Annotated in this window: 12 protein-coding genes; 1 reads left to right on the forward strand and 11 read right to left on the reverse strand. The window is 45.9% G+C overall.

The genetic code is table 11. The features are described 5' to 3' along the window. Nucleotides 1–70: 70 nt before the first annotated feature. The 7 genes from AC58UW_RS28505 to AC58UW_RS28535 all read right to left on the reverse strand — a co-directional run bounded on the left by AC58UW_RS28505 (nt 71) and on the right by AC58UW_RS28535 (nt 12,001). Nucleotides 71–1,729: an extracellular solute-binding protein gene (locus AC58UW_RS28505; RefSeq protein WP_497423939.1), complete on the reverse strand. Its 1,659-nt coding sequence runs from the start codon at nt 1,727–1,729 to the stop codon at nt 71–73. A gap of 49 nt (nt 1,730–1,778) precedes the next feature. Then, nucleotides 1,779–2,672, reverse strand: a complete 894-nt coding sequence (locus AC58UW_RS28510) for a carbohydrate ABC transporter permease (protein ID WP_497423940.1) — start codon at nt 2,670–2,672, stop codon at nt 1,779–1,781. A 12-nt stretch (nt 2,673–2,684) separates the two neighbouring features. After that, nucleotides 2,685–3,647, reverse strand: a complete 963-nt coding sequence (locus tag AC58UW_RS28515; RefSeq protein ID WP_497423941.1) for an ABC transporter permease — start codon at nt 3,645–3,647, stop codon at nt 2,685–2,687. Nucleotides 3,648–3,778: 131 nt separating this feature from the next. Continuing rightward, nucleotides 3,779–5,401, reverse strand: a complete 1,623-nt coding sequence (locus AC58UW_RS28520) for a response regulator transcription factor (RefSeq protein ID WP_497423942.1) — start codon at nt 5,399–5,401, stop codon at nt 3,779–3,781. Further along, on the reverse strand, nt 5,394–7,124 hold the full coding sequence (locus tag AC58UW_RS28525) for a sensor histidine kinase (RefSeq protein ID WP_497423943.1): 1,731 nt from the start codon (nt 7,122–7,124) through the stop codon (nt 5,394–5,396). Before AC58UW_RS28525 ends, AC58UW_RS28520 begins: the two co-directional genes overlap by 8 nt. 576 nt (nt 7,125–7,700) lie before the next feature. Then, nucleotides 7,701–8,867, reverse strand: a complete 1,167-nt coding sequence (locus AC58UW_RS28530; protein ID WP_497423944.1) for a GntR family transcriptional regulator — start codon at nt 8,865–8,867, stop codon at nt 7,701–7,703. Nucleotides 8,868–8,992: 125 nt separating this feature from the next. Next, nucleotides 8,993–12,001 carry an alpha-mannosidase gene (locus AC58UW_RS28535; protein ID WP_497423945.1) on the reverse strand — a complete coding sequence of 1,003 codons (3,009 nt, stop codon included), beginning with the start codon at nt 11,999–12,001 and terminating at the stop codon, nt 8,993–8,995. 318 nt (nt 12,002–12,319) lie between these two features. On the opposite strand from AC58UW_RS28535, the gene AC58UW_RS28540 reads away from it, so the two are divergent. Then, entirely contained in the window at nt 12,320–14,416 is a 2,097-nt protein-coding gene (locus tag AC58UW_RS28540) for a GxGYxYP domain-containing protein (RefSeq protein ID WP_497423946.1), read from the forward strand. Nucleotides 14,417–14,492: 76 nt separating this feature from the next. Here the strand turns inward: AC58UW_RS28540 and AC58UW_RS28545 are convergent, their stop codons facing one another. The 4 genes from AC58UW_RS28545 to AC58UW_RS28560 form a co-directional block, all read right to left on the reverse strand. Further along, on the reverse strand, nt 14,493–15,320 hold the full coding sequence (locus AC58UW_RS28545) for a carbohydrate ABC transporter permease (protein WP_497424000.1): 828 nt from the start codon (nt 15,318–15,320) through the stop codon (nt 14,493–14,495). 74 nt (nt 15,321–15,394) lie between these two features. Further along, nucleotides 15,395–16,351 (reverse strand): ABC transporter permease, encoded by a 957-nt coding sequence (locus tag AC58UW_RS28550; protein ID WP_497423947.1) that lies wholly within the window; start codon nt 16,349–16,351, stop codon nt 15,395–15,397. 187 nt (nt 16,352–16,538) lie between these two features. Continuing rightward, nucleotides 16,539–18,347 carry a cache domain-containing sensor histidine kinase gene (locus tag AC58UW_RS28555; RefSeq protein WP_497423948.1) on the reverse strand — a complete coding sequence of 603 codons (1,809 nt, stop codon included), beginning with the start codon at nt 18,345–18,347 and terminating at the stop codon, nt 16,539–16,541. After that, on the reverse strand, nt 18,344–19,360 hold the full coding sequence (locus AC58UW_RS28560; protein WP_497423949.1) for a response regulator: 1,017 nt from the start codon (nt 19,358–19,360) through the stop codon (nt 18,344–18,346). Before AC58UW_RS28560 ends, AC58UW_RS28555 begins: the two co-directional genes overlap by 4 nt. Nucleotide 19,361 lies beyond the last annotated feature (1 nt).

Raw genomic sequence — 19,361 nt, forward strand, 5'->3', positions numbered from 1 at the left:
ATGAATAAAGGGAGAGTTATGACCCCCTCCCGCTGTTCGCTGCCGGAACGGCCGCTTTTATGAGTTTGAGTTAGTTAGGCATTTGGAACTTCAGCACTTCTTTGCCTTTCAGATTATCGTTTGTGAATTTGATCGCTTCCCGATAACCTGTTTTTTCCATTTGACCTCGCAAATCGTTCAAGATCTTCAGTGCGGCTTCATCGGATTTGGCGAAAATCGCTTCCTTCCAAGCATCGCTTGTTTTATCCATAGACGGCTTTAGTGACTCCCACTTCGGAGACTTCGTAATGACGTCCAATGGGTTGTAAGCTGTGATGACTTTAATGCCGTTAGGTCGAAGAACTTTACGCGCTTTTTCCAGCGATGCCAAACGATTTTGGTCAGCCCAGATATCCCCGGCGCCCTTGGAATTGATGCGATCCAACCCCGTCATATTTTCATAGCCTACGCCGATACCTTCGTTCTTTTTCAACTTTCCGGTCTTGTCATTGACAAACTTATCAAACCATTCCTTCTTCGCTGTCGGTTTTCCATTCACATTATCCCAATGAACGCCTTGAACGCCATAGCGTGTTAGCAAAAATCCTTCATCGGAAGCTAAGAAATCTAGAAGACGAAGAGCCGCATCCACATCTTTCGCTTGTTTGGTGATAACGGTCACGTTGTTGCCTTGCACGCCAAGATCAACTGGACGATTAGCTTCGGCACCTGCTCTTTCGAGTGGACCGACTGGAACATAATCATTGCCAGGATGTGCTTGAACATAATCTTTTGAAGCATCAAGAATAGCAGGATAGTGGGCTGCCAACACAGCTACACGGCCTTGTTTTACTTTTTCATTAGCAATCGGATCCGTTTGTGTAAACGCTTCAGGGTCAAGCAAACCTTGAGAAATCAATTTGCGATAGTATAAAGTATAATCTTCATAGGCTTTTGTAAAGAAATTGTTTTCTAGTGTACCGTCTCCTTTATCCAAAAAGCCCGTGCCCATAAACATCGTGTCACCGATGTTGACAGCCCAGCCGTTATGGAATCCGCCGAGCGGGATAACGGGTTGTCCGCTTTCTTTCAGTCCTGCGTCTTTAATCTTTTTCAGGAAGTTATAGAAGTCATCCTTCGTTTTGACGGACTTAGGATCGACGCCTACTTTATCTGCGATGTCCTTACGCACATAGAACCCGTAAAGCCAATCCATGGCGTCTTTATCGGTTGCTGGATGGTTCTGATACAGCAAATATTGTTTACCTCCATAGGCATCAATTGCTTTTTCGTAAAGGGCTGGCGATACGTTTTCTTTGGCAACTTCTTTGGAAAGGTTCGGATAATTGGCTAACTTGCCAGAAAGGTCGACCAATTGGCCTTCTTTGGCAGCTTTAATGATGCCATCGAGCTCGCCGCCCCACGCCGGACCCGTATAGATATCTGGAAGGTCTTGGGTTGCGAAGATCGTGTTGACTTTCTCAACTTCGCTGCCTTTGGTGTACTCCATCTGAACGGTGACACCCGTTTTCTCTTTGATCACCTTGGCAACAGCATTCATATCACTTTCTGAACCGCTAGAGCCATTCCAGTTATTTAAAATTTTGAGCGTAACCTCTTTCTTGCTTGAAGGTGCTGCAGAAGAATTTGGGCTTGCAGACGGTTCTTCATTCTGGGTACAGCCAATCAAGCTACCAGTTACCGATACAGCTAACAACACAGAAGCACCTTTCGACCACCATTTTTTCATGAAAACCCTCCTTCATTTTTATATGATAAGCCCCCAATCTGGAGAGCGATTATCCCTTGACGGAACCTAACATAACGCCCTTGACGAAATATTTCTGTAAAAATGGATACACACACAAAATCGGGAATACCGTGATGACCAGCAGCGCCATCCGCAGCGATTCGGGTGTGGAACCAGCAGGACTTGCGCTAATCGTTTGTCCTCCCTGTTGGGCAGCACGCTGCATCGAATTCGATAGCGCTTCAGCTTCAGTCAGCATTTGCTGCAAGAGCGTTTGGACGGGAATTAAATTTTTGTTAGATACGTAATAGGCTCCCGAGAACCAATCGTTCCAATGGGCGACACCGATGAACAAACTGATCGTGGCTAACACCGGACCGGATAACGGCAAAATGATTTTCAGAAAGATCATGAAATCGCCGTACCCGTCAATGCGGGCTGATTCGTCCAGTTCTTCCGGTATTCCTTGCAGAAATGTCCGGATGATAACGATGTGCATGAAGTTAAACAGCATCGGAATGATGAACACCCAGAACGTGTTGATCAAATGGAGCTTCTGTAAGGTGATGAAGTAGGGAATAAATCCCGCGCTGAAAATCGTCGGCAGAAAGATGTAGAATGTGAAGAATGTTCTTCCAGGCAATGTTTTCTTCGACAGCGCATAAGCCATAAGGGTGCATAGTAACACGTGCAGGGCTGTGCCAAATATGGTGCGCATCAATGTGATCTTATAAGCCTGCCATATTCGGGGATTATCAAACACTTGTACATAGTTATCCAGTGTAAACTGACGTGGCCAGAAGTACAGAGCGCCCTGCATGGAATCACTGCCTTCATTCAGTGAGTACACGAGGATGTAAATGAACGGGTAAATCATTGAAAAACCTATTAGCGCTAGAACCAGATAATTGACAATGCTGAACAAGGAAACATGGCGATTCATCTAAACACTTCCTTAAAAAAGGGATACGTCGCTGTATTTCCTCGCTATACGATTGACAACGAGAATCAGGACGAGACCGATTATGCTTTGAAATAATCCTACTGCCGCCGCATAGCTGAGCCGGCCTCCACTAATACCGGAGCTGATGACATGTACGTCAAGTACGCTGCCGATTCGTGCCGTTGCCGGGCCATTCAAGAGAAGCAGCTGCTCGTAGCCGGCGCTCATTAATCCTCCGACTGAAAGTATGAACAGGATAACGGCGATATTGCGGATACCAGGTATGGTTACATGCCACATCTGCCGAAAGCGATTTGCACCGTCGATCTTCGCCGCTTCGTAAAGCTGCTGATCGATCCCGGCAATGGCAGCCATATAAATAATGGAGTTCCAGCCGATATTTTTCCAAATATCTGAACCAACGATCATTTGATAAAACCAGGTTGTATTGTAGAGAAATTGGATTCGCTCCATGCCCAGTGATGCGAGCAAGTCATTCATCGGTCCTCCGTAAGGGGTCAGGAGACGCTGCATCAGTGTCACGACGACAACCCAGGAAACGAAATACGGCAAATAAGAGAGCGTTTGAATCACTTTTTTGAATTTTAGCCGGCGTACTTCATTTAAGAGTATTGCAAGAATAATTGGCATCGGGAATCCGATGAGCAGTTTCATCAGACTGATAACTATTGTGTTCCTGATGAGCTCGGTTGATTGATAGTAATCAAAAAACTGGCGGAAATATTTCAAGCCGGCCCAGGGACTTCCGGTGAACCCCCCGTTAAACGTAAAATTACGGAAAGCCACTTGAATACCGTAAAGAGGAACGTAGGAAAAAATGAAGAACCAAACGATGCCTGGGAGCATGAACAAGTAGAACACCTTATGCTGCCAGATGCGCTTCCACAGCAATCGCTTGAACAACGATGCTGTCTGGCGCTTAGTATCAGTTACAGAATTAGTTAATGATTCCAATGTAAGCGCTCTACCTCCTTCTGGGGCTTGCTCTTGGTTTCGTTCCTACCTGTATCATACCGCCGGCGGATGCCTGCTCGAAAGTCCAAATAATTACGATGAGGTATCACTTTTTTCGGTAAATTCAGCGGTTACGCACGCTTGAGTTTTTCTCTGAATTGCGTTGGCGTCATCCGGTAATAATCCTTGAATACTTTGGTAAAATAGCGATAACTCTGATAACCCACCTCTTCACCGATTTGAGCTACCGTCAGACTTGTTCGCTCAAGCAGTTCCAAGCTTTTCTCCATACGCAGCCTGACTAGGAAATCTACGAAATTGTGACCTTTTTCCTGCTTAAATAAGCTGCTAAAATAAGAAGGGCTAATCCCTACATAATCGGAGATCTCTTGGAGCGATATATCCCTCCCTAATTTGAGCTTCATATATTCGATGCCTTTGGCCACCGGTGAAAGCGATAAGCCTTCGATCGCGATCGTTTGCACCATAAACCGAATCAACTCCTTAGCCTTCTCGACAAGCTCCACGTAGGTTTCCAGAAGGCGGATTTCTTCGATGAAAGATTCCATGATCTCACTGGATACAGGAAGTGACTTGACTTCCCTCAGCTGTCTGAACAGGCTGACCAACATCTCTCCTACTGCGAAACGGATCGCATCGGCCGATCCTCCGTTCCTGCACAAACTATGCACGAATTCGTCAAAGCAAGCGTAACCCTCTTGTTCATCATTTTGCTTGAAAGAAGTGATCAGCATCTTCTCAAGATCGATAGGGTAATAGTTTTCATTTTGTTTCTGCAAGTGAGAGCTAAATGTATGGACCGTTCCTTTCCCCGTGAAAAATTTATATTCCAAGGCTTTGACGGCTTGTTCATAAGCTACAGGAGCATCGGACACGTTCATGAACGCCATGCTGCACCCAATGGAAATTCGGACTTCAAATAGCCGTAAATAGGTATTCAAGGCCGATTGAAAAGCATGCCCTGTCCGAAGTCCTTTGTTCTCCTCTCCGCTTGCCGCATCGCCATTCATAAGAAACATGTACCGATTTGGAGCCAGCAGCACGGAATCGATAACACCATGGATTTGTGCAATTTCGCCCAAAATATTATGAACGATGAATCGGCACAGTTTCTGGTCTTCATCGTTGTAAAGCTCTGTGAATTTGACATAATCATCGATTTCAGCAACGAGCACAAGAAAAGAACAAGCGTTATGATGAAATTGCATCTTTGATGGTTCAAGCCATGGCTCTGGCGTCAACTGCGTTTCTTTGCGGACGAGCCACCGTTCGTAGAAATAAGCTTTTTCCAGCGTTTCCTTTTCCTTCTTCATCTGATCAGCGAAAATAATCTTACTTGATTGCAAGTGACGTTCGTCGAGTCTCAAGGCAACCGTCTCAAAAATTTCCGTAAGCTGCTCTTTTGTTGCGGGCTTCAGCAAGTAATCCCGTACCCCGAGCTTTATAGCCTGCTGTGCGTACTCAAACTCTCCAAAACCGCTCAACACGACGATTTCCACAGGTTTGCCCGGCAGCGAGCGGATTCGCTGCGCAAGCTCCAATCCATCCATGTTCGGCATCCGGATATCCGTCATGACCACATCTACATCCATTCCTTGCTGCAAGAAATCCCAGGCTTGCTGCCCGTCCTCCTTAATCGCGATGACTTCAAAGCCGATCTGCTCCCAATCGATGACTTTAGCGAACCACTTGCGTGTAGATAATTCGTCTTCCACGATAAGCAGTTTATACATGTTTAACCCCCTCCAAGATCGGCAGTGTAAGGACAACTTCCGTCCCATGACCTGGCTCTGACTTCAAGGTCAGACCATACTCATTTCCAAAATACATCCGAATCCGGTTGCTCACATTGCTGAGACCAATTCCTTTACGGGTTGAATCATTCGCGAAAAGTGCTTCCACCTGTGTTTTTGTCAATCCGACACCATTATCTCGAATCGTAAATAAGACCGCATGTTCCTTCAACTCGCCTATTACCGTAACATTACCGTCGGATATCCCTTTCAGCCCATGTTGAATAGCGTTTTCCAGGAGCGGCTGCAGAATAATTTTCAGGGTGTATAGCCCCGGAATACCGGGATCAATGATCCAGTTCACCGTATATTTGACGCCGAAACGGATTTCCAGAATCCGCAAATAGCATTTCGCATGGTAAATTTCTTCCTCGAAACGAATCGTGTTGCTTCCTTTGGAAACCGAAATCCGAAAGAGGTCGGCTAATGCTACCACCATGCCAATGGCCGTCTCCTTTTCATCCATATCGATTTCGTTCTTAATCGCATCCAGCGTATTGTACAGAAAATGAGGGTTAATCTGGGCTTGCAGAAAGTTAAGCTCCATTTCCCGTTTGTCCAATTTCTCTACATAATTTTGGTGAATAAGATCCCTTAAATTATCCAGCATATTGTCAAAGTTGCGATCCAATTCATCGACTTCATCCCCTTTCACGCGAACCCTGCGGTTCGTGGACAGCACGCCCCTTCCGGCACGGGAAACCTTGGCATGGAGACGGCGGATCCCGCGTGTCAGCTGACGGGTGATGAGCAAAGTCAGGAATGAAAAAATAATGGCGCTGATAATGCTAACCGTCAATATCGTTTGCCGCATTTCATTCACTTTAGATTGAATCATCTCTTTCGGAACCAAAAGATACATCGTCCAATCGACGTTCTGCAGTTTCCGATACCACATCACGTAATCGGTTTCTTGGATCTTAAAACTAAGCTCGGATTCAGATCTGAGATCTTCGCTGGTCTGTTCGATGATTTCTTGAGGAAGCAACTGGCCGAGCTTTTCGTTATCGGGATGGTACATCACAATCCCCTTGCTGTCGGCAATAATCAGTCTTCCGCTCGTGTCGGTCCTATCCTCCGACGTTTCTTGCACATTCGTGATGGATGGGATTTGGATTGTAAGCTTGATATATCCAATTTTCTTGAACTCGCCAATGCTATAGATCGGACGCACCAGCGCATAATAATATGTGGCATCCGACTGCTCCAGCATCCAAAATTTTGTATCAGGAATTTCGTTCATGCCTAAAATACGCTGCAATCTGTCAACAGGAAACAAATAGACGCCATCCGACATTACATCTGGGGAGATTGAAAAAAACTCGATACTCTCGACATCCGTCGCCTGATACGTTTGAACAAAGCGAACCGCTCTATTGATTTCCCGGTTCATGATGATGACGCCTTTTTCCCTATAATCCTCCTGTTTCGTCAGCACATTCTGTACGGCGTCCGAAACAGTCAAATTATCAAGAATACTTTCGTAGAAACGGATGTTGTAATAAATGCCGTTGCTCGACTGACTTAGTATTTTCTGATAAGAGTCGGAGACATATCGAATGATCAAATCAGACGTATGGTTAAGAAAGTAATTGGTTAACCCTACGATTGGAAGCAAAATCGTTACCATATAAACGAGCATCAGCTTCTTATGCAGCTTCAAGTATGTCAATCCCCCTTGGCTTATATGGGTCTTTTGGCCATTATGTTTCTCATCGTCTTCGTATTATACGGTATGTATTATCTATGTTCAATATGTCATTTAGATCATATTGAAATCCGTTACATCCGAGGGTAAAAAAAGGCTGTCCCAAAAGTCATCAAATGACCGAGGGAGAGCCCTTTTCTTGAACTTTCGGGACAGCCTCTTCAGATTAACGGGAAATTCTCCCGCTATTCAGTGGAGTAACGCAGCTAAAAGATGAATAGATGGAATTTCTCCTGTTAATGTGGACGATTGAGCAAGGAAGCAGGGTTGTAGGAGCAAATTAACGGGAGTTTTTCCTGTTAATTGACTTTCTAAGCCAGGACTCGCTTGAATTAACGGAAGGATTTCCCGTTAAATATTAAATTTGCTTAACGCGGCAAGCGGATCTTGACCGCCCTGACTGTGTCAGTCAATGGCGCGCAGCGAAGGTGTACGAACCTTCGCTCCGCAGACAAAAGAAGCTGTTCCAAAAGTTATCAAATGGCCGAGGCAGAGACTCTTTTTTGAACTTTTGGGACAGCCTTTTCTTTGTTATTCGGGTTTTGGCCCCGTCGTTTGCCTGACGACCAACTGAGGCTTCAACACCCTCTTGTTATATAGCACCGCAGATTTAACAGGCGCTTCGATTTGATTGAGCAATATTTTGGCAGCCTGTACCCCCATCTCCTCTTCAGACTGGGCGACATACGTGAAATAATTGAACTCATCAAAGCCCGGTGAAGGATCATCAAACGTAAGAATCGAGATATCTTCGGGCACCCGCTGATTCAAGCGCTTCGCTATTGAAGCGATATGCAGACCGAGCTTCCCGTTTAGGGTAATAAAAGCGGTCGCCATCCGGTTCTTCACATATCTGTACAACGCATGTTGGTCTTCCTCCAGATTGTTGTAATCGACATGGAATTCAGTCAATATTAAAGCCGGATTAATCAAGGCGCCTTTTTTCTTCAGGGCATCCATGTATCCGGATATCCGGTCCTCCACCGTAAACGTCGGCAGCGGCGAGTCGGAGCATATAGCAATGTCCCGATGTCCAAGCTCCCAGAGGTGATCTACCGCTAACTGCGCGCCAAGGAACCCATTGGAGCATACATAGTTCGTCTCTACGCCAGGAAAATAACGATCTACCAACACAAACGGATACTGACGCACTTTTAAAGTCAAAATCTCTTCATTATAGTTTTCCGCATCTGACGGGAAAATGATGAGACCGACAGCTCCTTTTTGAACCAGTTCGGCTATCCCTTCTTTTTCACGCTCAATGGAATTGTAAGTGTACAAAATAAGCGGGTAATATTCCGAATCCGCCAACACCTTATTGATCCCTTGAACCAAGCGAATGGCGAAAAAGTCTTCCATGGACGGAATAATAAAACCGATCATCTTACGGCGCGAGAAACTGCTGGTCCCTGATGAAGCAGCCAAAGTCTCTTCAGGTTTCGCATCCGATTTTTGCTGTTCGATTAACGATTGCACACCTTGATTGATGAAGCTTCCCCGCCCTGGAATCCGGTAAATCCAGCCTTCTTTAGCCATTTCGGTCAAAGCGTTGGCCACCGTAATTCTACTGACGTCGAACTGCTCCATAAGCTCTTTTTCCGACGGAATTTTGTCATTTTCAGACAGCTTCCCCGATCCAATCAGCGATTTAAAATACGTTTGTATTTGTATATATAGCGGCTGTCTCTCATTTTGCAACGTCGACCGCGCCCCCAACCTATTTAGATTATTTTAATTATATCAAATATGTCATTACGGTCAAGAACAAGTAAAGCTTAGACAGAAGGCCAAAGTGCCTTTCCATCTAAGCTCGTTTGATAGAATTACTTGCTAAGCCCTGCCAGTTCAATCGTCTTGATTTCAAACGGCGTGAAGTGAAGCTGAAGCGCATGGTTATGGCTGGAAAGCTGCTCCAGTTCGTTTTCCATCAGATCAACGAGCATCGCGTTTTCGTACGGTATAGCAATGCCTAAATCAGTCGTTACGTGTGATCCCGATGCTTCATAAAGCCTGATGATCAGAGAGTTCCGATCCTCTGCTTTTTTGACGGCCTCGATCATCACTTGAGAAGACTGGAGCGTGAAAAAAGCATTTTCTGCTGCCAGGTCGCCTGCTTTCGCCTGAACTGGGATCGTTTGAAGCGGCACATTGAATTCATAACCTTGTTTATACACTTCTGAGCTTACGAAATCCCCTTGGTGCGGAAGAAGCGCATAGGCGAATTCATGCCTAGCTCTATCGCATGTCGGATCCGGATACGAAGGACTGCGCAGCAGATGAATGTCCATTACGTTCCCCCGGGCGCTGAATCCATATTTGCTGTCATTTAACAGCGCTACACCGTAATCCGGTGCGGATAGATCAATCCACTGATGGGCACAAATTTCGTCCTTGGCAAAATCCCAAAGCGTATTTCGGTGTGTCTGACGTTTCAGATGACCGAATTGGATTTCGCAATTAACGTGCTCGGTATAGACCTGAACCGGGAATGAAGAACGAAGCATTTTACCGTCTTCCTGCCAATCCACTTTGCTCTCAAAGTCGACCCTCTTGCTGCCCGATGTCACAATGATGGTTTGAGTCAATGTTGATTTACCATAAGCATATTGCTGCTCAACGACCGCTCGCGGCCCGTCAACATAAGCCTTAGCAGCCGTCAGTTTCATCGCACCCGCCTGCATGTGTGTATAATCCGCTGGAAAATCCCATGCGTCTCCATCGTCATGATAAACGGCCAATACGTTCGCTTTGCTGCCGGCAGCGATGATTTCTTTCCCCAATGCTTTGTCGAAGACTGAGCTGATGCTCCCGTTCAGGTCGAACTCCACCCGCACAAGTTCGTTTTCCAACGCATCGCGATTTGCGCTTAGCGCGTTCAAATTCCAAACGGCCGCCTCTGCCATATCCATCGTCCGATATCCCATGGATGGTACCGTGGCTTGCATCCAGCTCCCTTGGATATGCAGCCATTCTTTACGCTCCCAAGGGAGTGAATTGAAGATAACGACCGGTTGCTTTTCCCGGGAAGTATCTATCCGTTTTGCTAATTTCACATAAGTAGAGTGAATGAGTTCCTGAACGCGGTTTAACAAGATTTCGTATCTCTCCAGCGATTCGTCATATACACGCTTAATCGATGATCCAGGTAAAATATCGTGAAACTGGTATAACAGCACTTCTTTCCAAATCTCATCCAGCTCCTTGCTCGGGTAAGGCGATGCATGCTGCAGATTGAGCGCCGCAGCAAATTCAAGCTCGCGAAGCGCCTTTTCAATTTTGCGGTTATATCGTTTATTTCTGGCTTGACTTGTGAGCGTGCCTTGATGCTTCTCCAGGTATAACTCGCCTTTCCAAGTTTTATACCGCTGACTGCCAAGCTCCAGCTTCTCAAAAAAGGTCAAAGCGGGTTCTTGCTTGACCGGGGCAAGCCCTTGTAAATTCTTTTCACGCTTCAAGCGCTCCAGATGTTCTTCGCCTGGCCCCCCTCCCCCATCGCCGATGCCGAATAAAAGCAGGCTGTGATCGGAGACATTTTTATCTGCGTATTCTCGTTCCGCTTTCAGAATCGATCGCGGCGCAGCAGGTCCATTATAGGTATCCTCCGGAGGCAGGTGTGTCAGCACACGGCTCCCGTCCAGCCCCTCCCACATAAAGGTGTGATGAGGGTGGTCGTTATAAACGCTCCAAGAAAGCTTCTGCGTCATCATATAGGTCATCCCCGACTTTTGCAGCAGCTGCGGCAGAGCAGCACTATAGCCAAAAATATCAGGCACCCACAAAATTTTCATATCTTTGCCAAACTCCTGCTGAAAAAAACGCTTTCCATATAATATTTGCCGTACCAAAGCTTCGCCACCGGAAATATTAGAATCCGGCTCCACCCACATGCCGCCTTGAACCTCCCACCGGCCTTCCGCTATGCGCTGCTTAATTTGCTCATACAGCTTTGGATGCTCTTCTTTGATCCATACATATAATTGAGGCTGGCTGGCGCCGAACACATAATCGGGATACTGTTCCATCATCCGCAAAACCGTCGCGAACGTGCGGGCTCCTTTGCGCTTCGTTTCCCTAATTGGCCATAACCATGCGAGGTCGATATGTGCGTGGCCGACCGCGCTGATTGACAGCGTTGGATCTCCTCCACGTTTGGTTAATTCAACGCCTAGAATATCACGGGCTTTCTTGACCGTTTCTTCATTTATTTCCACTAACAAAAGGTGCACATCGTAAAGCGCCTGCAAAATGCGATGTTTTCTGGCCGAATGCTCCTCCATGTGTGCCCCTAGTTCCAATAAAACCTCGTAGTCATAATAGAGCTGTCTCGTTTCTTCCGAACAAATGGCAACATGAGCCTCTTTTAGCGTCCCGCTTCGGTAATGGCCAAATAAGTCATTGCAGCCGGCATCGCCCCAAATATTAATCGTTTCGTCGCCATGTGCATTCGCGGAAATCGGAACAACGCGTTTGCCAGGCAAGCCAAGGGAAAGGTCAAATTCCGAGTTCACATTCGTGAGCCCCTGTGTGGGCGTCCCCTCTTCATCAAAGAGACATAGCTCTCCATTGATATCAATGAGCAGAACCACTTTACTTCCGGCAGCCGAAGCTGGTATCTCCCCTTGAAAATGAAACCATGCGCAATCCCAAAGCTCCCCCCATTTGTCCCCAGGCTTCAGCTTAATTGGAATTCCCGCCTTTTTCTCCTTATAGGAAACTGGCTCTTTGGTCACATAAGCGGTTACCGACAGATCAGCTACAGGCGAGTAAATTTGTTTTTCAATCTTATGCAATGTTTGTTTAAGCCGACCTAGGCTGATCGTTTCGTGAGGCATAGACTGCACCATCCTTCATTGTTTCAACTAATTTGCTATATTTATAATATATCATATATGTCAGTTTGTTCAATTGTTTTTTATTATTCATCATTACAAGCAATTACATGATATTTCGTGATTGATGCCTTTGTTGATTTACTTTTCATGTGGAATCATAGGAAGTAATGTTAGATATCCGGAGGTTTTGTCGAAAGGATTGACCAATAAAACCTTATTAAATATATTAAATATGGTATTTAAGTTGTTCGAGGAGGTGAACAAGGAAAGGCGCAAAACAATATTTACAACAAATAAAATGAGATGAGGTGTGCAATCGTGAATCGAAAGCTGCTAAAGATGAGTATTGCTTTGTTATTTACGTTATCTTTGCCATTACATGCATCTGCTTCTTCAGATTCAAAAGAGTATTCAAAAGAGCATTCAGATTCAATCGTTTGGCCAAAGCAGCAGGAACTTCCTACTTTTGCCAAAGTAGGTCGATTGGATGTTGCGGATGTCTATGACGCGCCTGGGGATATCAAAATCCTTATGGCCACCTTACAAGGAATTGTGAACCGTGAACAACCGCGAATCTACCTGATTGAAAATAAAGAAGAAGGCGAGAAGACTTGGCTGAATAATCTGCAAGTCCCTTACCACCAAGATGATTACTGGCAAATCGTGAAGAAATATGCCAATGAGATTAAAGGCATCATCGTTTACGATCCGCAGGTCCCTGATTCCATCAACGTCGCAACCACGCTCGCTGGATTGAAAAACGGTGTTGTAGCCAGCCCGCAGTTGGCGGAACAATTGAAAGCAGCTCCTTACAAACTTAAGGTACTTGAGGATTTGCAAGGAAAATTCAAGGACCGTTTGGATGCCTATACATGGCAGTATGAGCATCTGTGGAACCAAACGTCGCACCGGATGTTGGTTGGACTCAGCCCGAACACGTCCGTCAAGATCCCGCCAGGTCTTCCAGCTTCCTTCCAGACCATCGGGCAGGATACTACACAGGAACGTGATGGTAACAACCGGAAGACGTACGATTTCGATTTAACTTCTTATCTCGGGAAAGAGTCCGTGTATTTGCGCTTCGACGACGCTTTTGCACAAGACGGCTGGGGTCCTGCGGTTCATGATGTGACGGTCAAGGCAGACGGGCAGACTATCGCCCAGTTCATCCCAGGTACAACACAAGAAGAACCGTTCCTTTTCGATCGCCAGAATTCCCAAGTATCTTCGGGCAATGGCGGACACCGTTTCGCCGATAACGACCGCTACTTCGTGTATAAGTTCACTCCGCCTGCGGGTACGAAGCAAATAACCGCTTCCGTCGACATGTGGAACCAGTACAAAGTTTCAGCTGGCAATGTACAGCCGCCATCCTCTGAGGTTAAGGAACCTTATGGTTATCTCCGTGACTATGCCGTTGCGAATAAAGCAATGGTCTTCTGGCTAGACTCGAACGTGCCGGCACAGAAAACGCTCTTTGAGAAAATATTATCCGACGTAGAGCCCGGTTCTCCTTATCTAGGCTGGTTCAGCAATGATGTCGAAGGAGAATTTAGCTCCGTCGAAATCACGTCCAGACACAGTGTTTATGTGCTAGCAGCGGACTGGTTCAGCAACCTGACCGTCTTCTCCGGGACCAGAGCCGAACCTGTTAAAGCCAAACCGCTTGCTGCACCTCCATTGGAAAATAAAATATATGTCACCTATACGTTCAGTGAAGGCGACAATTTCCAATACAACCAGCATCGGATGCGAATCCTCTGGGATGACCCGAATCGCGGTAAAGTACCGATTAACTGGACGTCGAGTCCACTGCTCTATGATGGCGCACCAGCCATTCTAAACTATTATCAGTCGACCGCAACGGCGAACGACCTGCTCATTGCTGGGCCTTCCGGGGCTGGATACTTTTACCCGACTCCTTGGCCAGAATCCACATTCCCGGATTTCTTGAAACAAACGAACTCGTATCTCAAGAAGACCGGTATGACGGTTCCGTACATCTTGAACAGGGTAGCCAATGAAAACGTGCCGCTTAGCGATTCCAAGGCTGCCGCTTACCAGCGGTATTATAAAGCTCCAGGACTTTTCTTGAGCTGGGAAAGTCATTCCGGCGTTCAAATTCAGAACGGCCTTCCACTGTCAACCATTCATGGCATCGGTTCCGTTCCAGATGGCAAAAAGCTTCTTGATGAAGCCAAAGCGAACTGGGATGGCAAATCACCGCTGTTCGTCTCCATCGGGCTGTTAGCTTGGAGCATGACACCTACGGATGTCGCCGAGATGACAGAAGCGCTTGGACCGGAGTATCAAGTCGTACGCGCTGATCAATACTTTTCGCTGATCCGGAGTGCCAATGGACTTCCGTCCAAAGCACAATCGGATGCAGATAGCGATGAGTCTTCAGACCAGTAATCGCCAAACATGAATAGAAACACCAAGCAACCGTAGACATCTACGAGATTGATTGGTGTTTCTTCTTTTATAGCTATTAAGATTTAATCGAACCAACCATCATGCCTTTAATAAAGTGCTTTTGAAGGAATGGGTACACCAGCATAATCGGAATCGTTGCGATGACGATTACCGCCATTTTCAGTCCTTCCGGTGAAACGGACAGCAGCAATTCCGAGGATACGTCGGCCGAGCCCAAGTTATCCGTGATGACAATTTCACGCAGCCGCACCTGCAGGGGAATCAGCGACCTGCTGCTAATGTAGTAAATAGCTTGCGAATACATATTCCAGTTGCCGACGGCGTACATGATTCCCATCGTAGCCATAACCGGCTTCGATAACGGGAGTACGACACTCCAGATCATGCGGAACTCGCCGCATCCGTCCATTTTGGCAGAATCAAACATCTCCGTAGGCAGAGTCATAAAGAAAGACCGCATGACGAACAAGTTGTAGGCACTAATTGCGCCTGGAATGATCAAGACCCACAGTGTGTCGAGCATGTGCAGATTTTTGAGAAGCAGGTAGTTGGGAATAAGTGGCGCATGGAAAATCATTGTGAACAGGACCAGTAAAAGCGCTGGCTTCCTGTAAATATATTCAGCTCGTGACAAAGGATACGCTAAGCTAGCCGTTGCTATTAAATTAATCAATGTACCGAACACCGTAATGATGACGCTGTTTCGGAATGAGATCCAGATGGAAGGGTCCTTCAGAATCATGTGATAATTTTCGAGCGTAAAACCAACAGGCCAGAACCCTACGTTTCCGCTGTTAATTGCAACTGCATCGCTAAATGACTGCGAAATCACATTCAAGATCGGAAGAAACATCGTTAGGCCGATTACAAGCAGTAAAATCATATTAAATAACTGAAATGCGCGCTGTCCTTTTGTTAAAATCACGTTCCCTCTTCCTCCTTTTGACTGAACTCATGTTAGTACAAGCCGTTGCCAGTCGTTCTTTTACTCAGCGTGTTGCCAAGCATAATAAGTAATAAGCCAATAACCGATTTGAAGAGTCCAATTGCTGTTGTATAGCTGTATTGACGGTCTATAAGACCAGCGCGGTAAACGTAAGTATCAAGGATTTGACCGTTCTCACTGTTAAGCGAGTTCAGGAAAACGTAGACCCTTTCAAACCCGAAATCCAGAAAGCTTCCAATATGCAATAAGAACAAAATTGTAATGGTAGGCACAATGGACGGAAGTGTAATCGATATCACCTGGCGAAACTTGCCCGCTCCGTCGATTTCAGCTGCCTCATAGAGATCTGGGTTAATGCCCGCGATAGCGGCCAAATAAATGATTGTTCCCCATCCGCTGTCCTTCCAAATCCCTGAGGTGATCAGAATTGATCGGATGTAGCTATTTTCACCAAGAAAATAAATGGGTTCGATATGGAACAAGCCTAGGACGTGGTTGAAAATGCCTGTAGTCGGCGAAAGAATTCCGATCACAATCCCGCCTACAATGACCCAGGACAGAAAATGCGGCATGTAGATGACCGTTTGCAGCACTCTTTTATACCCATTGAATCGAATTTCATTTAACAGCAGCGCGAGGATAATCGGTATGGGAAAGGCAAAGAGCAAATCGTACATGCCGATCAATAGGGTGTTTTTTAAAATGGTAAGGAATTCATCATAAGCGAACATCCGTTTAAAGTGTTCCAAGCCGACCCATGGACTACCGGTTATTCCTTTGAAAATATTGTAGTTCTGAAAGGCAATAGACGAACCGAGCAAGGGAATATATTTAAAAATGACAAAATAAATAAGCCCCGGAATAGAAATCACGTATAAAGGCCAATGTTTCATGACAAAAGCTCTTTTCGCTTTTCTCGATGCAAATGTATATACCGTCTGTCCTGCTGAATCTGTCTTTGAAGCCATGGTCGTCTTTCCTTTCTTTCCATCTGAATGTTTAATGGACTCATCATACTATGGGCTTCCTAGTGAAACCATGGAGAAACTTCATTTCTAGGTGTGTTTTTCAACAATCTGAACATAAAAAAACCTTGCCAGCGGCAAGGTTCACACAAGATATTCCAGTTATCTACCTATCGTTATCTCAACCATCTTAACTCCGAGCTGAAGTAGGCATCACCATGATCAACTTGGTTCCCTTCTCCACTTCACTCTCGATCTGCAAGCCATACTGCTCGCCAAACACCATCTGAATTCGCCGATGGACATTGACAATACCGATACCGCCAATCCCTTTCGAAGCATCATTCTCTTTATCCGCAAGCTGGTTCGTATGCAGTTTCTCACGCAGCTCCTCCAACCTAGCTTCGTTAATGCCAAGGCCGTTATCTTCAACGCTAACCCAGAACTTATCTTCATCCTCACCAGCATCGATACGAATAGAATGATAATCCTCCACACCATCCGCAAAAGCATGCTGAAAGGCATTTTCAATCAGCGGTTGCAGCGTTAAGCGAACCATATTGTTGAGCAAATAATCGGGATGAATGCTAACATCGACTTCAAACTCCCGTCCGATGCGATGCTTAAGAACCACAAGATAGAACATGACATGTTTTAGTTCATTCGATACTGTTATTTCTTCCAGATTGGTCTGCACGGAATACCGCAGCATGTAAGCAAGCGCTTTGACAATTTCATAGATCTCCTTCGAATCCCTAATGACCGCATAGCAAACAATCGTTTCTAGTGTGTTATATAAAAAATGAGGATTAATCTGCAGCTGTAAAGATTGCAGCTCTGCCTTTTGGCGTTCCATCTGGCTCTTCTGATCGCTTAGCTCGGCTTGGTAGACCTTATCTACCAGCTCTGAAAGGCGAGTCACCATGAGATTGTACCGGCTCATCAGCTCTGCGATCTCATCCCGATGCTCCGGAAGCGGAATTTGGACCCAATTCCCCTGTTCGGTTTGACGCATGGCACTTCGCAAGATACGTATCGGCCCTGTGATCGATCTTCCGAATCGGAAGGCTATCCATAGCGCGATGCCCAGTGTAAAACATCCGACAACGATCGTTGTTGTCCGAATTGTATCGCTCGGTTTGCGCAGCTCCTCCACCGACATCGCAACGACCAGCCGCCAATTGCCATAGGTTGATCGGCGGCTCATGAACATCTGCGGCTTATCATCGATTGCCGCCATGAAAGCGTGAGGACCGGCCTCTAGCACCTGACTCCGTATAGACTCGGGCAATTCCGCGGTTGTCTTTTCTGTATCTGGCTGATACACATACTTGCCATTATCATCGGCAATGAAAAAGTAGCCATCTTCCCCCAAGTCTATGCCTTTCCACAGCTCTGATAGCTCGGCCGCCCGTAACTCCACCACAAGGATCCCTTTGGGCTCCGTAGAGGAAAGCCCACGAATCTGCCGGACCAGTGTTATATTTTGTTGTCCAGACAGAATACTATGGTTCAGTACACTTAAGCTGCCATCCGGCTTCGTATTTGCTTTGAAAAATGCCAACTGTTGCTGCGCTTCTTGCTGATTGAACGATCCGCCAACGGAATCATTATAAAAATACATCGCATTTTGATTAAAGCTAATCATATAGATATTGGAAATTTCTGGATTTCGAGCAAACGCCGGCTCAATGATAAGCTCCTTAATGAGCTTCCTCACCTCATAATAGGGGTAGCCAGTTTCTCCCTCAGGCAGATCAATGAACCGTTTGACATAGTTGCTGCTTAGCAAGGAAACCATGGACCGCTCATAGCTTCGGATATACAGATCCGTATGGTGCGCTGCATTTCCTACCACCTGTGTCAGCTGCTTCTCCACGATTTGATCAAGTTCATTGGATGAACTCCAGTAGGAAAACACACCGACACTAGTCAAAGAAATCATAATAACAACAAAATAGGATAGAAATAGCTTAGGATATAAATTTAATTTTTTCATTTCATCCCCAGCGATTCCCGATAATCCGAGGGTGAAATACCAAAGACTTTCTTAAATGTTTTTGTAAAATGGGGGTAATCGTCGTATCCTACTTCTGCCGCTATATCCACAGTTCGCTTATGTGGAATCGCCAACAGCTCGCGAGCCTTGTCCATTCTTTTATTAATCCGGTAGCTGATGAACGTTTCATTGCTCATTTTCTTGAACAAAGTGCTGAAATAATTCGGGGTAATCCCTACCCTATCCGCTACTTCTTTCAAAGAAATATCCACCGACAAATGATTATCGATATAGGTTTTGGCTTCCTCCATAGGGTCCTTGAAATTGCCGCGGCGCACAACCAAAATATCCATCATAACGGTTTGCAGACGCTCCTCAAACTCCTTAAAAAGCTCCGCCTTCGAAGAGGAACGGAAGTCCTCGGTTAAATCAGCGCTGACCACGCGATTTTTCTCTTGAAATTGCTTGTGCAGCAATACGGCCGCATCGTTGAGCTGACCCTTCAGCTGAGGCGCAGACAAGTGGGAGCAATGTTCTTTCCACTCCTCCATAATCTTCAGCAATTCCTCCTCCTGCAGCAGCCAAATGCTGTTTTCTATCCGTTCAACCCATTCTACATAACGGGAAACAGGTATATATCCTTGTGATTGCGATTTCATAATGATATCAAATACATCATGGAGGTCCGGCGGTGTAACCGGTTTTAGCAAATAGTGCTTGACCCCGTACGACAGACACTTTTGCGCATAATCAAAATCACTATAACCTGAAACAACGACCATCAGAATATGAGGGTATTTCTCGTATACGTTTCGGCATAGCTCTAAGCCGTCCATTCTGGGCATTCGAATATCCGTTAGAAGCAGGTCTGGTTCGAACCGAGTCATTTGCTCCAGAGCATCAAGCCCGTTTACCGCGGTTTCAATTTGTTGAAACTTATGGGTATAGCTCTGTGCCATCATCATCAAGCCGCTGCGAATTACCGGTTCATCATCTACAATTAACAGTCTCATG

Source organism: Paenibacillus sp. J22R160 (genome assembly GCF_059692135.1).

Coding starts and splice junctions, on each gene's coding strand:
- AC58UW_RS28505 (WP_497423939.1), bottom strand. CDS start 1,729: ATGAAAAAATGGTGGTCGAAAGGTGCTTCTGTGTTGTTAGCTGTATCG.
- AC58UW_RS28510 (WP_497423940.1), bottom strand. CDS start 2,672: ATGAATCGCCATGTTTCCTTGTTCAGCATTGTCAATTATCTGGTTCTA.
- AC58UW_RS28520 (WP_497423942.1), bottom strand. CDS start 5,401: ATGTATAAACTGCTTATCGTGGAAGACGAATTATCTACACGCAAGTGG.
- AC58UW_RS28535 (WP_497423945.1), bottom strand. CDS start 12,001: ATGCCTCACGAAACGATCAGCCTAGGTCGGCTTAAACAAACATTGCAT.
- AC58UW_RS28545 (WP_497424000.1), bottom strand. CDS start 15,320: ATGATTTTACTGCTTGTAATCGGCCTAACGATGTTTCTTCCGATCTTG.
- AC58UW_RS28550 (WP_497423947.1), bottom strand. CDS start 16,351: ATGGCTTCAAAGACAGATTCAGCAGGACAGACGGTATATACATTTGCA.
- AC58UW_RS28555 (WP_497423948.1), bottom strand. CDS start 18,347: ATGAAAAAATTAAATTTATATCCTAAGCTATTTCTATCCTATTTTGTT.
- AC58UW_RS28560 (WP_497423949.1), bottom strand. CDS start 19,360: ATGAGACTGTTAATTGTAGATGATGAACCGGTAATTCGCAGCGGCTTG.